This window comes from Bartonella sp. AP58NXGY (genome assembly GCF_042195785.1).
In the GTDB taxonomy this organism is placed as follows: domain Bacteria; phylum Pseudomonadota; class Alphaproteobacteria; order Rhizobiales; family Rhizobiaceae; genus Bartonella.
The window spans coordinates 34821-48829 of the sequence record NZ_JBHIOY010000009.1; the positions used below are offsets into that span (position 1 = coordinate 34821).

A 14009-nucleotide genomic window follows, 5' to 3' on the forward strand; every position below is an offset into this window, starting at 1 on the left:
TCGTTTATGAGCTCTTCTCATGAAGAAGGAAGGTTTTATCTATTCTTAGCAGGCCATAGCAAATGCTTGGAAACGATGCATTGTGCATATTTGTGCTCGTTGATGTACTTCTTTGGTTTGCTTAATAATTTCTGTAATTTGCCTAGCTTTACTTTCTGATACACCAATGCTTTGAGCTAGTGTTTCATACTCATTATTTTGGACTGCTTTATGTTCATTTTGTGAGAGACGGGTATTGATGTTTTTTACAAAGTCGGTAAGCTCTTTTTGTAGTGCAGGATTTTTTGCTAAAGCTTCTTGCTGTAATTCTTTTGGCAAGGTGAAGAGGTCTTGCAAGCTTTGACTTGGCATTTCTACTGTGGTTGCACGGCGCTTCTGTTCTGTTGCATGTTCTTGCGTAATTTCCTTCCCAGCATATCTCACTGCATGGGCAAAATTTGCAACGGCAGTACAGAGCATCTCAAGATGATTTTTAGCGTTTGCGCGTGCCTGATTTTGTAGTCCACATAAACTGAAACCTGCAAGATGAGAAATAGAGTACGGTGCTCTTTCAATCTGGTTGGCGAGCTGCTGGCCTAAGCTTGGATCTTTGATGATCTCTACCATCTGTTTGTCTAATATTTTTTCGTTACCATAAACAATTTTTGCCAATTTCTGGATCTGTTTTAAGCTTGTGTGGACGCAAGAATCTTCAGCAATCATTTCGGCTTTTTCATTTTCTGTCAAAGGAGCTAATCTTTCTTGTGGAATGAGAATGCTTTCAAGCTCTTTTGTTTTTGGGACTGTAAAGGTAAATTTGTCACCGGGTTTTAATGTTTTGAGTTGTTCTTGTGTGAGATGCTCTTTATTACCGATGATATAAGCCCCTTTAACATTGAATGCAAAGCTATCATAACCAGCACCTCTATACATCCCTGTGTAGGTTTCACCTTCTTTTGCAACCATAACGGGACGATCATTAACATTGCGCCCAAGTTCTTTCATGTTGCCCATGAATTCCTTTAAAAGAAGTATTTTATTGGGATTAGAGATATCCTCAAATAGATGTTCCATTAGTTTTAGATCACCATTTTCTGCTACAGCAACACTGGCGAGCATCATGCGTTCTTTTGTAACAAGTGAAAAATCAAGCTGATGCCCTGCTGCTTTGGCGAGATTTTCAAAAAAGACCTGTTGTGTGCGTCCATTTCCTCCTCTAAAAGGATGGAGTTGGTGAAGGAAGTTAAATAAGCTTATTGCTTCAGAGTTAAATTTCTCACGCGTTAAGCCTTGCAAATTATCTTTTTCGGCAAGTGTTTGATCTAATTTTTGTAAACCTTCAGGGATTTCATCACCGAGTGCAAAAGGATTTTTCCATCCTGTTCTTTTCATTTCGGGCATGGCGGCTGTGGTACCATCTTCAAATGTAAAGGGAAGATAGCGAAGATGACCAGCCCATTCAAAGGTATTTTTAAATAGATGTTGATGAATAGAACATAGATAGGAGGTATCAAATTTTTCTGGTAGGGGAGCTTCACGCAGATTAACCATCGCTTCTGCTGTATCCTGCGAGCATTTCTCCAGAAAGGATTTAAAGTCTTTTATTCCATATTTATTTTTGAGTGTTGTGGTATTTGGGTAGACATAATGATGGGGAGAAACTGTCTGTATATTTTTTGTCTTTGCTTTTGCTTTTGGCATCGTTGCTTCCTTATAATGTTACGTTGTCCATCAGAGTGTTAAATTCCTCGAGTGAAATATTCCCCTTTGCGTATTCTTCTAAAATTTTGAGTGTTGTAGGATGAAGCGCTATTCCCTCTATTGCATGGGTGCTGATGGCTGCTTCAACGGCTTCACGGCGTTTTTTTAATTCTTCTTCTGTCATCGATAAAAGATTTTCTCTATTTTCTGTTTCGTTGGTTTTCATGCATTTTTTCTCTTATTTGCAATCGTTGCTTTAAAAGAGCATTTGGCAGCCGGTGTGATCTTCTTTTAGTCACCTCCAAAGATGTTTCGTTGTTTGAAGGGGTCATAATAAATTTCTGTGACCTTAAACTTTCCTTCAACCCGTTTGCATTGGATGATGATATCAATCATTGAAATCAACAGTCCTCGAATATCATCACGCTCTAAATCACCCCCTCCATCACTTTCTTTGACCAAAAGGGTCATTTGCTCAAAGGCTGCAAGGGCTGTTGATGCATGAACCGTCGTAATGGAACCTGGATGGCCTGAATTGACATTGCGGATATAATAAAAAGCTGTACCATCTCGAAGTTCTTGCAAAAGAATACGGTCAGGACGCATCCGTAAAGATGATTCAAGCAATTCTTTGGGACCAACGGAGGCTAAGCCTTGTCCATCTTTTGAATAGAGCATCGAGACATGATTAGGATGCGGTATCACCAATTCTTGTGTGTCTTCAATGGTGATAATACGCTCTTCTTGAGGAATTTTAGCGATTAATGCTTTTGATAATGTTGTTTTACCTGAACCGGTTTTTCCCGCAATTAAAATATTTTTCTGGCATTTTACAGCTTGATTTAAAAAGGAGACAAAGTCTTTATTACAGTAGGCATTGGCTAAGTTATGCTCGATGATTTTGAGTTCATTAAAACGAGAAAGATAATTATTCAATGGCGTGAAAGATACCTGCTCACAGAGCGAAAAGAGTCCTTTATTTGCGAGTTCTTCGAGAGAAAAACTCTGCGATGATGGTTTACGAATTGTCATACTAATCGTGTCTTTTTCGACAGCCGGTGGAATGACAATTTGAATGCGTTCATTGCCTGGTAGAGTGGCAGATAATATTGGGTTTTTGTCCGATATGTTTTGCTTGGAATAGGATGCGACAACTTTCGCAATACCCATAAGCTCATTAAAAGAGAGAGCTGGTACTTCTATTGTTTTCCATCCATCAAATCCTTCAGTCATTACTTGATAGGGACGATTGATAACAATTTCAAAAAGACTATCATCTTTCAAAAAAGCACTGATGGGTTCAAGTTTTGTGAGAACAATCGTGACAGTTTCATTATTCATGGTATGTAAGTTGTGGTTCATTTTAAAGGTATCGTAGAATTGTTGTAAAAGTTTTTTGAAACAGCTCGATGGATAATCTGTTTTTTGTTTTCGATGACTTTCAATTTATAAACACTGGAAAAATCTAAATCGCGGGCAACAAAAATATTCACCATTTCTCCTTGGTTTTTGGATAATGTCGGAGGAATATTGGCGTAATTTTCGACGACAATATTTGCAATATTTTGTCCTGAAGAGATTGTTTCAGTTTCTTCTTTTTCTTGTTTTTTTGATAAACGTTTATTGGTATAGCTTGTTGCATCTTTTATCAGTGATACAAGAAGTGCAGATCCAATCCGCTCCAACCAATGATTATCAATGTCTCCATCCATACCAGAACGCCCTAAAGCATCTGTTGCAGGTGAAGCTAAGGATATAATGATACCATTAGGGGTTTTTGCTCTATTCCATAGCACAAAGAGACGTGTTTGGCCTTTTTTCAAGCCAGCGCGATATTCACCAACAATTTGAGTGCCTTTATCAAGAAGAACAACACGACCATTGTCTGATAAGATATCTCTGGAGACGATACAACTGGCAAAACCTTGTTGATCACTGTTGATGGCTGTTTCTAAGATACAAGGGACAGAAGTTCCCATCGTGATGATATAATTTCGATTGCCAAGAGCTGAAGCGCGAATACCTTCAAGCACTGTGGGTTTGAGAAGATGATTAAAACGTTGTGTCGTTTCATCAGGTTTGCTTTCAAGTTGGTGAGGCAAAGCGCCATTATTTGTTTGTGAATCTATTTTGCTTTGTTGTGTATGCGCATAAGCTAATACAGGAGCACGTTGTGCTGCTTCCAACAGTGGATCATTAGAATTTGATTGATTGATGGTTGGTGTTGGTAGCTCGATTTGTGGCAACAGAGCGTTCTTTCGTTGAGATTGTTCAAGGGGGGTAGGGGTAGGCTTTGCAGGGTGGAAAAGTTCTGTTTGTTTGATAACTTTTTCTTCTTTTGAAGATTCAACCGGTTGTTTTTTCTCTGTGACAAGTGTTGAATAGGCTAAATAAAGACAGACACTAAAAAGAATAACAAGAGCGACTGCTTTCCCTACATTGCTCTGTTGGCTTTTTCCCTGAGCATTTTTTATTGTATCGCGATCATTAATGTTTTTTTCATCCACGGTGTTATTCATGGCTGCTTCCTATGTTCACTTTACGTTGTACAGATGGTGATGTCGTACCCGTTTCAGGGTTAATTCCTTCTGGTACGAACCTTTTATTAAAAATGCACAATACTTCGTTCCCACGCCGTAGTGTGAATTGTGCAGATGTTGCATGGACAATAACCTTGTTGCCTTTAATCGATTTGGGAATAAGGGCCTCTTGCCCATCAGGCGATACAATGTAAATGGCAGGGATTTCAATGTTGCCTAAAAAGGTAAAGGTTGTTGTTTTCCCATTATCATAGACAGAAGCAGGTTCAATGAGGGGAGAGCCTTGGGCTTCATAAGCCCAATTGCGTGGTCCAAAATCTTCATGGATATTTAAAATATCATTGACAAAGTTTTCTTCACGTTGTTTTTCTTTTTCTGCTTCGGCTAATTTCTTACGTAAGGCTTCATCTTCTGGATAACGAAACTTTACCAAGAAATACGTCTCATTGCCGGCTGAAACATCGCCTTCACGGACTTGTAGCTCGAATTGATAAGAGCGTTGTGTTCCATCTTGGCGGCTTGTGACAATTTGTAAATTGGTTACAGGCTGGACTTCACGTGGTTTGAGAAAAACAAAGTGTCCAGCTGGTGCAACTTGCCAAGCAACTGAATTTCCAATTCCTACATAAGTTACTTCTTCATCAACGGCAAATTCTAATTGAACCGAAGAGCGAATGGAGCCAATAATTTGTACGACGTTGTAGGGGTCATAATTGACAAATCTGATGCGGTTATCTTTACGTGCGCTAATAGGCGCTGTTTCCGCAAATGAGAGGACTGTGTGAAAGCTGAGAGTGATCGTAAAAATTAAAGAGATTGTTTGTAAAAGTCTGATCATTTTATCACCTCTGGATCAGATCTATATTCCGATACTTGAAAACCAAGAGGGTTGATAAGACGATCAGACGTTGAAATGTGTGCGTTTACGTAGGAAAAATTTAAGATTGAAATCCAATGGGAAATACTTTCTTTTTCATTAAAGTCTCTGATCGTTTTATAATAACGAACTTGGATAAGATCTTTGCTTATAAAAGAGATTGATTTGATTGTGACGGTAGCAATCATGTTATGATAAATATTTTGCGGACTTTCTGGATTATTGCCCGCGTACCATTTTGCAAAACGGTTTTGTTCTTTGGGAGAAGATAAAAGAGAAACTAAGCGAAAATTATTTTCTGCTTCTGATGCTTGAAAACCTTCACGGGCACGAACATATTGGCTGGCAAAATAACGCGTTATCGCTTCATCATAGTCGTTAGGGGATTCTTTGAGGGCACTTACAGTATCAATAATGCCTGTTGAGTTATCAACGCGGATAACAAAAGGCTCTACTGTTTTCAAAGGCGTCAAAGCTGCGACAGCTAAAGCTAGCGCAATCGTCATCAATCCCAAAAGTACTGTTAAAGCCATGGAAATTTTCATTCGCACGCGCATGCTATGCATGCGGTCAATGTCAAATGAACGCGCTTCTTTTATATATTCTTCAAGGGCATCACTTTTCACGCGTAACCTCCACAATTTTATCAGATTGTGCTTCATGAATAATTGGCTTTAATAAAGCTGAATTGGCTGTTGCTTTTTCACTTTCCAAAGTATTGAGAATGATGGGAGTGGTAACAGGCTTTACGCTCTTTTCTGGATGGACAACGTTTTTATTGTCCCAATTCCACTTATCTTTATTTAAAGCACGTGTATGTTTGCCATTACAGCGTGGTGGTTTTTTGGGTCCACTCAAAGAGGCGCAACCAGTAAGAGCGATTGTTAGGACCATAACAAAAGTTATTTTTCGTTTCATTTTTTGAACTCACAAATATCTTAGAATACAATGCATGAGAGCCTTTATTCTGGACACTTTTACAAGTCTATGTGATGCAAGACTTTGATTGGTTTTGTTGTAAGACCCAAGATGTTAGGACTTATCTGGAACAGGATCATGGTGCGTGCGCCAAAGGGCACACACAAGGCAAAAACAAAAATGCTTATTCTTTATAAAGAGGCGCTTTATCTTAAAACCGACCACGACCACCTCCGGATCTTCCTGCTTTTGCTGCCGCGCCTGCCGCACCTTTAGCAGCGTTACTGGCAGCACCTGAGATTTGTAAAGCGGCACTTTTTACTGCATTACCGCTCGTTCTTGCACCATTGGCAAGCATTGTGAAAATCTGTCCTCCTGAAGAGACACCAGCGCTAAAGTATGGTCCGCCAGAGGCCAGCGCTGTTGCAATACCGGGAAGCGCACGGAAGATAATAACTCCTATGATCGAAATGACGATGACAGGGGGGAAAAGAACGTAAATTGATTCATATGAAACTTTGAGAACCTGTAGGATAACTTGACATATAATGGTTCCAAGCATGATCACGAGAACTTGTAAAATGGTAAAATTGATCAAAGTTGCAATCCATGCATCGGTGTATTTTCGCGTTGCATTGAACAAATACAAACTAATGAATAGAGGACCAAGACCTATAATCATGACGAGTGCAACTTGTGCAAACATTTGCACAATAAAACCACCTATACAAAAAAGAATAACGGCGAGAAGCATGATAGAACCAAGAAGACCCACAATGATTTTTTCAAAAAACCAAGCATTGTATAAGACTTCTTGATAGCGCGAACTTGCCTTTAACAAAATATAATCAAAAACATTGGAGCTTGCTGGATTGCTGTTCAGCGCATTCCCAATAGCGTTGGATAAATCATTGAAGAAAATATCCTTGACATAAGTATTAAATGTATCCGCATTCGTTGCCATTGTTGTCACAACAACAATTTTAACAACATTATTGAGAAGACTATGCATCGAAAGCGCAACGCGACCTGTCATAACATTATAGCCATAAAGAAAGATAAAAATAATTGCGGCGAGATTTATGGGCGCTGAAATAGCAGAAGACAGCCCACTCACCGTTGTGTCCATCACATTATCAAGGGGTTTTAAAATATACCCAGAAACGCTTTCAAAGGGAGAAAAACTAAAGTCTGACATTTGTACGCGTACTTTCAAGTTTTTCTTTTAATTCTTTTTCTTTTTCTTTTAATTGGGCCGCAAGATACTTATGCTTTTGTTGCTCCTTTTCTTCACGCAATTCGTCTTTTGTTTTCGTATCTCTTGCTTGAATCATGTCAAGAGACTGAAGTTTTAAAGAAGCCACTTGAAGATCGGCTTGAAGAAGAGAAAGTTTTACTTGAAGATCTTGTCGAAGGACTTGCAATTCTTCGGGTTTTGTATCTGGTTTTGATTTAAGTTGCTCAAGCTGATCACTTATTTCTTTAATTTTTTTTGCAGTTTCAGTTGCAGTTTTATAAATGGTTTCAGCTGTTTCTGATTTTGCAGCATTTAATTTTTGTGTGTTCTCGAGTGCTTGTTTATAATATTCATCTGCATCGGGTGTTGTTTGCGCTATTGCATGAGAAATAAAAGAAAAAGATAACAGTGTAACTAAGCCATATTTTTTCATTGATTTTTTCTCCTTTGATAAAATATGGGCAGCCATTTGTCCGGGGCAGCTCCATATTCGTTGATAATTTCATTCATGAGTTCAATGTTTTTTGTTGTGCCGCTTAAAACGGCGATCTCATCATTCATTCCACGTAAGTTAAGTTCTGCAACGACGGAACTTTGTCCTTGTTTGATGAGAAAACGACGGGATTCTCTGCTTAATTCTGACTGTATCAGTTCAAATTCACGCTCAGTAAGTTTGAAAGCTTCGACATAATCATTGTAATTTGCTTTTTGATTTGGAAAAAATATTTGGGTGGGGCATTGCTCAATAATTGTGTGCGCGATTGTTGAGTTCAAAGCATCTTTAGGGCTTTGTGTTGCAAAGAGCATCAAGCCATTTTGTTTACGGATTGTTTTTAGCCTATCTTGCGCAAAAGCTTTGAATGAATCATCTTCCAAAGCTTTCCAGAATTCATCAACGACGATAATGATGCGCCGCCCATCAATTAAATCAAGAATGCGGTGAAATAGATACATCATTAAGGGGCGCCGAATTTCTTCATTGTCTAAGAAATCGGTCATGTCATATCCAATGAACTGTGCATTTAAATTGAGATCATCTTGATCATTATCAAAAACCCATCCTAAATCATTGCCTCTAATCCAGCGTTGCAGCCGTATGGCAATCCCTTCTTTGGATGTGTTGTCAAAAAACAGTTGAAGGGCACCAAGAGAGCGTTGGGTTGGGGGTAAGTTTTCCAAGGAATCAATGGCCTTGGCGATATCTTGTCGCTCTTCTTCTGTTACGATTTGACCTTCAGCAGTTACTAGCTTTAAGATCCAATTACGAAGAAAGATTTTATTTTTTTCGGTGTATTCCATGCCCTTTAAGGGCGCAATCCCCGTGGATTGTCCATTTTTTAAAGGTTTGTATTTTCCACCTCCAGCTCGTACAAAAATCTCTGCTCCTTGATCTTTATCAAAAAAAACCATAGTTGGATTGTGTTTTTGTAATTGTGCAAGAAGAAAATTAACAATCACTGTTTTACCAGATCCCGATGGACCACAAACAAATGTGTTTCCAAGATCACCATAATGAAAATTAAAATAGTAAGGTGAACCAGCCTGTGTTTTTAGCAATGCGACAGCAGCCCCCCAAACATTATCGTTTAGTTTGCCAACAGGGAAAGAATGGAAAGGCGATAAAGCGGCAAAGTTTCTGCTGGTAATGGCGCCTGAACGCGCACGATAGCTAAAGTTTCCAGGAAGCTGTGCCCACCATGCCGCTTCCAATCCTAAATCTTCTCTGGCAATCACGGCTCCCCCATTGGTTAAATGGGAACGTGCTTTTGATAAGTTTTCAGATAATATTTTGGGATGATCAGCAAAAACAGCTAAAGAAATGTGGTGTTCTCCCAAAACAAAACGGTTTGATTCTAAATCATCTAGCGCTTCATCCAATGCATCAATTTGTGAGCTAGCACGGTCAGCCGCATTGATCATTTGATTTTGCTTGCGGCTCATAATCGCACTGGCGGCTGCCTTACTTTTAAAGACAAAGGATTGTGTTAGAATGAATTCAAATGGTACCGTAAGCAGACCATCTGTCATACCAGGGCGTGTTTTAGAAGGATACTCTTTCCATCCAAACATGCCCACAAAGCGTTCATTGCTTTCATGGCGAATTTCGATAATTTCTTTTCCAAAAATAACACGATCCGAGTAAATTGTTGAAGCAATAGTTCCAAATGTGAGAGGAATACGCTCACGTCTTCCCCCCACTAGCTGGTGGAGAAATTCACTTTGTTCGGAAAATAAAAGTCCTTCATGTTCATAGATTGATAGCAGACGGACTTCATACTCCTCCAAACCTTGCATAAGATCTTGACTTAACTCTTCGAGTTTACGAATAGCTTCTTCATCAGGTTCAGAATGAGTTTTTTTTGCTTTGCTCAAGCGCTGAAAAAATGAAGCTAGTTTTTCGGTTTTATCCGCTGCGGGATTCCAAAGCAGTGAAATAAACAGATCATTTCGATACAGTTCTTGCGAAACCATTTTCTTTTTATATTTTTCATCTAATTTTGTTGCAAAAGATGAAAGAAAATGGCCTTCTGGATAAATCGTTTCACGACGGCGGATGATGTGAGAATATAAAGCAAGCCGTTCGTCTGCGATATTTTTTAAAAGGGTGTTTAATTGGTTGTGTAAAGAATTTAATTGATCAATATCTGCAGTGTCAAAATTTATACCCTCAACAGCCATCACAACCATTAAACAGCGTGAATTTAAAGCAACGACATGTTGGTTGATATAGCGTATATAGGGAATATATTCTTCAGGCAAAGTTTCCCGTTTCATTATTGACATCTGTTTCACCAGTTTCGTTCCTTCAGCTTAGTTCCTTATACGTGCGGATAAGGCGTAAAGGGGAGGTCGAACCTCCTCCCCATCGGTTGAGATTTTTTTGTTTTCCTCGAGTATTGAGCCACGCAAATAATACGCGAAATTGGTTGTGGTCATACTTTGTCACTTCTCGCAAAATAAAATGCATCCCAATCCCAAGACCAAACATGGTAAAATCACTGGTCAAAATGAAAATAATGGATGTCGCCATGACATTGAACGCCATCGCTTCCATTGTAACACCGGCAAACATGGCTGGGCGCGTACAGGCAAGGAAAAGAGTATCTTCGTTCATTTATGTTGTGCCTGCTAATTTAGTGACGAGAGTAGGGGCGCCAAAAACAATAGCAATCCCTAGAACACAATAAGCTGCTTTGCGTAAATCAATAAAGCCGTACATCCAGCCAATCCCCACAGCAGCAACACATATAATAGCAATGAGCCTTGCCGTTCCACCCGTCATCATTGTGACAATGTTACCTAAAACACCATCAAGATTTCCCAGACCACCTCCACTAGGAGCAGAAGCAGCATAAGAAGGATCTGATACAAGCACTGCTGTAAAAAGCAGCATGGTCACAATAAAAATGATGTTCTGGAATCTATTATCTGTCATTTTACCTCTCTTTAACAAATAATATTTGTTCATATGTCGACATTCCATTGCCTCTAACAAACTGAAGAGTGCTGTCATTTGATAACAGTTTAATTCTCCTCATTTATTTGTTTTAAAAGCCTTGATAGTGGATCTGTTCACTCTCAAGCTCTTCTTTGTAAAGAGACAGAAGTCTTCTCAAATTGAGATTGTGTTATATGAAAATGGCAATTTTAAGTTGTATATCTTGGTAAAGACAACAATATTGAAACAATGCAAGAAAGAATATTATTCTTTACAAAATGTAGTTAATCTGCAACACTTATATTTGGATTTTTTCTTTAAAAACAAGGGGATTGCTGATCAATAATCTGAAATGATAGGAAAAAAACGAATTTTTTGAGCGAGCGTGTTAAGAGATGCCATTTAAATTAATTGTTATTGTTTACATTATGGGGGCTACAGTGTGGGGATTAAGCGAATATAAAGATAAAATGGATTTTAGCATTCTTAAACCATTTGAGACGCAAGATATCCAAGATATTGTCGATCTCTATCGAGAAGAAAAAAAGTTGGGTAGATCTATCACCAAACAGCAATTAGAAAAAAATGAACCAGCTCTCGATTTGCAGAAGAGTGTTTCATTAAATGATGTTGCAAATAATACTGTTGTTTTTCATGGTAAGGCTTCTGTTACAAGTGGGGTTACATTTAAATTACTGACGCCTGCTGCACAATCTTGGCGCTCACATATCTCCCGTGATATTCATCTTTATGGTGTGGACACATGTGCACCCCGTCAAAAAGCAAGATTAAATGATCAAGAATGGCCCTGTGGTGCGGTTACAACGGCTTGGCTTGCCACCAAAACACTTGGACAGGATTTGTCCTGTAAACAGGCTTTGAAGCACAATGGTGTTTATTATGCGCAATGTTTTGTTCAGGGGGGTGATTTAGCTGAGGAAGGTCTTAAAGAAGGTATGTTGGTACTCTCAAAAGAGGGGAAAAATCCTATTCCAGCCCAGTATCATCATGCGGAAGAAAAAGCACGCGACAACAAGATTGGTCTTTGGTCCAGTCATTTCACTGAACCTTTAAAATGGCGGCGAGATAATGGATCCTACAATCCCTTTGCTAGTCCATGATTGGTTTTAACGAACCTATTGACTTAAATCTTTATAGAAAAACTTTATCAATAAAATTGTACTAAATCGTAGAGCAAATTTGAATAAACGGTGAGATTATTTTCGTTTATGAAGTAAATGGATGATACATTCATGTTGAAGAGAGATTTGCTCTTAAAATAGCTTCTCTTATTGATGTGCTTTAAAAAGAGGCGGGAATGTCATTGTTGGTGGCAAAGTCTTTTTGAGTATTTGTGTTTGAAGGAGAAAGTAAGGCGATAAAAAACGCTCAAGAAACGGATTTCTAGAGTGGTGTTGATAAAAGTAAAAATGAACAAATTTCAAAATGGTGTAAGGTTTGATATAACGGATAGAATCTTTCACAATGCCTTAAAAGAATTCATAGCAAAAGTTTTTTCATCAGAATTTTGTCTTCAGGATTGGATCACGTTTTTTACTTATTTAAAAGTGATCAATCTGTTGCATTTCTTGAAAAGCTTTCATAATTATCTGCTTTTAAATTCAGATTTCCAAAAAATGGATGTATTTCAAATAGACTCTACACGAAGAAATCTTCGTAAAAATGATTTGCATCGTTGATATATTATGGGACGATTGTATTGAAGCATTAAATGAGGGGGAAACAATGACCAAAATATAAATAGGTAAAAGAAGGGGTTCGTACTTTTTTGTTATGGCCTCATAGTTCATTGATCGGAATACTAACCATTATAATGTTCATAGACTATCTTAGTGGATAGGGATAATTCTTATCACAGTCTCTATATTTGAAATTAGTTGGACAAAAGTTTTAGTCCGTTTTCTGATTTTATCATTTGTGGTCAGTTTTGGCTTTTTCATTCTCATGGTATTTATGACAAATTCATACAATGGTTGTCGTGAGCTCTTCTTGCGTTATTTTACTCAGAGTATTTGCTGTGAAAGCAAGCAAGTAATAGTAAGGCTGTATTCTCATACAGTGTGAAAATTAAAAATCCATTTGGGGGATGATGTTAACAAATAAGCTCTTTAAAGAGGGGTAAAATGAAAAAAATTATTTTATTATGCATGGCTCTATTATTCGTTGTGGGATGTGAAAAAACTTATAGTGTGGAAGATTTTAAGAAAGATGCAAAATTAAGAGAAGAATGGGGAAAGAAATGTTTTCTTTCAGGACTAGCTGTTCAGGAATCTAAAAATTGTCAAAATGTTCTCCAAGCAGATAATGAACTATTTTTCTCGCCAAAGCTTGATTCTACAGGTCGTGAACACGGCTTTTAATAGAAATATACACTCTACAATAAATTTTGATATATTAATGTCTCAATAAAGAAGTTACTATTCAAAGAATAATTGCTTCTTTAATTTTTATAGGTAGTAATCGTTATCATTTTTTAGATAATTGCCTCAAATTGTATTGGTCATTATGTTGTTTGTTTCAACTTTGTAAAATTGAGGATTATTCTCACGAGAGTATAGGATCGCGTTGTCTTATGATGGCAGTGGTATCGCATTGAGACTTTAGAGGAAAGAACATGCTTTTAGGAATGTATAATGATACAAAGTCTTTATACAATAAATTCATTATAATGATAATTTACTGTTTTGTATGTTGAGTGAGAGTTCCGAACATCGTAAGATTCTCTCATTTCAAACCTGTTTATGTTGAATCAATCAAAATCACTCTCTTGCACATCACAAGCGGGGTGAGTATGTGGATAGAATTTGTATAAAAAAGGACTAAAAATAGCTCTTATGAATCGTCTTAAGTTCCAAGAGCTGTTGCAACATTGGGAGCTGGCAAAGTTTGTGATGGTGCCGGTTTGTTTCTCCACAAGCGTAAAGATGGGGGAGCTTAATGAATTTACCGTTATACCATTCATGGGCATTGTCGCGAAGTGGGCTTGGGTACTTTAAGAGATGTTTTTTTTAACAAGTCTATGAATTGGAAATTGGGTGGCGTTCTATTTTACGTGAGGGTTGTTACCCCATTAAAGAACGCGATAAACAAAAGCGTGAGGCAATAAGCAATCTGCATTATTTAAAAGATATTGCTTTGGGTATTTTTGAAAGCCGTAAAGCTGAATTAAAAGGAGATGGGAAAGATGGTAAATGGTTTTCACCTTTATGCCTTTATAAGCAGGCATCTTACGAAAGTATATTAAATGCACATCGTTTAAAATTAATGGAGTGTCCACAGCGAAGAGGGGGCTACCCT

General features: G+C 38.0%; 14 protein-coding genes and 1 pseudogene. 3 read left to right on the plus strand and 12 right to left on the minus strand.

Going from position 1 to position 14009, the window contains the following annotated elements; translation table 11 throughout:
- Window positions 1–45: 45 nt before the first annotated feature.
- From ACFINC_RS06790 to ACFINC_RS06845, 12 genes are all read right to left on the minus strand, one after another.
- On the minus strand, window positions 46–1680 hold the full coding sequence (locus tag ACFINC_RS06790) for a BID domain-containing T4SS effector (RefSeq protein ID WP_375616677.1): 1635 nt from the start codon (window positions 1678–1680) through the stop codon (window positions 46–48).
- A 10-nt stretch (window positions 1681–1690) separates the two neighbouring features.
- A complete protein-coding gene (locus tag ACFINC_RS06795) occupies window positions 1691–1906 on the minus strand; it encodes an antitoxin VbhA family protein (RefSeq protein WP_375616678.1) in 216 nt (71 codons plus the stop codon).
- Window positions 1907–1971: 65 nt separating this feature from the next.
- Window positions 1972–3042 (minus strand): P-type DNA transfer ATPase VirB11, encoded by a 1071-nt coding sequence (virB11, locus tag ACFINC_RS06800; RefSeq protein ID WP_375616679.1) that lies wholly within the window; start codon window positions 3040–3042, stop codon window positions 1972–1974.
- Window positions 3039–4199 (minus strand): type IV secretion system protein VirB10, encoded by a 1161-nt coding sequence (gene virB10, locus ACFINC_RS06805; RefSeq protein WP_375616680.1) that lies wholly within the window; start codon window positions 4197–4199, stop codon window positions 3039–3041. Before virB10 ends, virB11 begins: the two co-directional genes overlap by 4 nt.
- On the minus strand, window positions 4192–5058 hold the full coding sequence (gene virB9, locus ACFINC_RS06810; RefSeq protein ID WP_375609219.1) for a P-type conjugative transfer protein VirB9: 867 nt from the start codon (window positions 5056–5058) through the stop codon (window positions 4192–4194). Before virB9 ends, virB10 begins: the two co-directional genes overlap by 8 nt.
- A complete protein-coding gene (locus ACFINC_RS06815) occupies window positions 5055–5759 on the minus strand; it encodes a virB8 family protein (RefSeq protein ID WP_375616681.1) in 705 nt (234 codons plus the stop codon). Before ACFINC_RS06815 ends, virB9 begins: the two co-directional genes overlap by 4 nt.
- Entirely contained in the window at window positions 5713–6015 is a 303-nt protein-coding gene (locus ACFINC_RS06820) for a type IV secretion system protein VirB7 (RefSeq protein ID WP_375616682.1), read from the minus strand. The genes ACFINC_RS06815 and ACFINC_RS06820 overlap by 47 nt, the downstream gene beginning before the upstream one ends.
- A gap of 211 nt (window positions 6016–6226) precedes the next feature.
- The gene (locus ACFINC_RS06825; protein ID WP_375616706.1) at window positions 6227–7213 is read right to left on the minus strand and encodes a type IV secretion system protein; all 987 of its coding nucleotides are present in this window, start codon (window positions 7211–7213) and stop codon (window positions 6227–6229) included.
- Window positions 7200–7685, minus strand: a complete 486-nt coding sequence (locus tag ACFINC_RS06830; protein WP_375616683.1) for a type IV secretion system protein VirB5 — start codon at window positions 7683–7685, stop codon at window positions 7200–7202. Before ACFINC_RS06830 ends, ACFINC_RS06825 begins: the two co-directional genes overlap by 14 nt.
- Window positions 7682–10036, minus strand: a complete 2355-nt coding sequence (locus ACFINC_RS06835) for a VirB4 family type IV secretion/conjugal transfer ATPase (RefSeq protein ID WP_375616684.1) — start codon at window positions 10034–10036, stop codon at window positions 7682–7684. Before ACFINC_RS06835 ends, ACFINC_RS06830 begins: the two co-directional genes overlap by 4 nt.
- 22 nt (window positions 10037–10058) lie before the next feature.
- Window positions 10059–10367, minus strand: coding sequence for a type IV secretion system protein VirB3 (locus ACFINC_RS06840; protein ID WP_375616685.1), 309 nt, complete (start codon window positions 10365–10367; stop codon window positions 10059–10061).
- Complete coding sequence (locus tag ACFINC_RS06845) at window positions 10368–10688, minus strand: TrbC/VirB2 family protein (protein ID WP_375616686.1); 321 nt, start codon at window positions 10686–10688, stop codon at window positions 10368–10370.
- Between the two features lie 398 nt (window positions 10689–11086).
- On the opposite strand from ACFINC_RS06845, the gene ACFINC_RS06850 reads away from it, so the two are divergent.
- The 3 genes and pseudogenes from ACFINC_RS06850 to ACFINC_RS06860 all read left to right on the plus strand — a co-directional run.
- Window positions 11087–11812: a thermonuclease family protein gene (locus ACFINC_RS06850; RefSeq protein WP_375616687.1), complete on the plus strand. Its 726-nt coding sequence runs from the start codon at window positions 11087–11089 to the stop codon at window positions 11810–11812.
- 1023 nt (window positions 11813–12835) lie between these two features.
- Window positions 12836–13072: an EexN family lipoprotein gene (locus ACFINC_RS06855; protein ID WP_375607261.1), complete on the plus strand. Its 237-nt coding sequence runs from the start codon at window positions 12836–12838 to the stop codon at window positions 13070–13072.
- A 465-nt stretch (window positions 13073–13537) separates the two neighbouring features.
- Window positions 13538–13928 (plus strand): annotated as a pseudogene (locus tag ACFINC_RS06860) (integrase); the annotation flags it as partial.
- Between the last annotated feature and the right edge of the window lie 81 nt (window positions 13929–14009).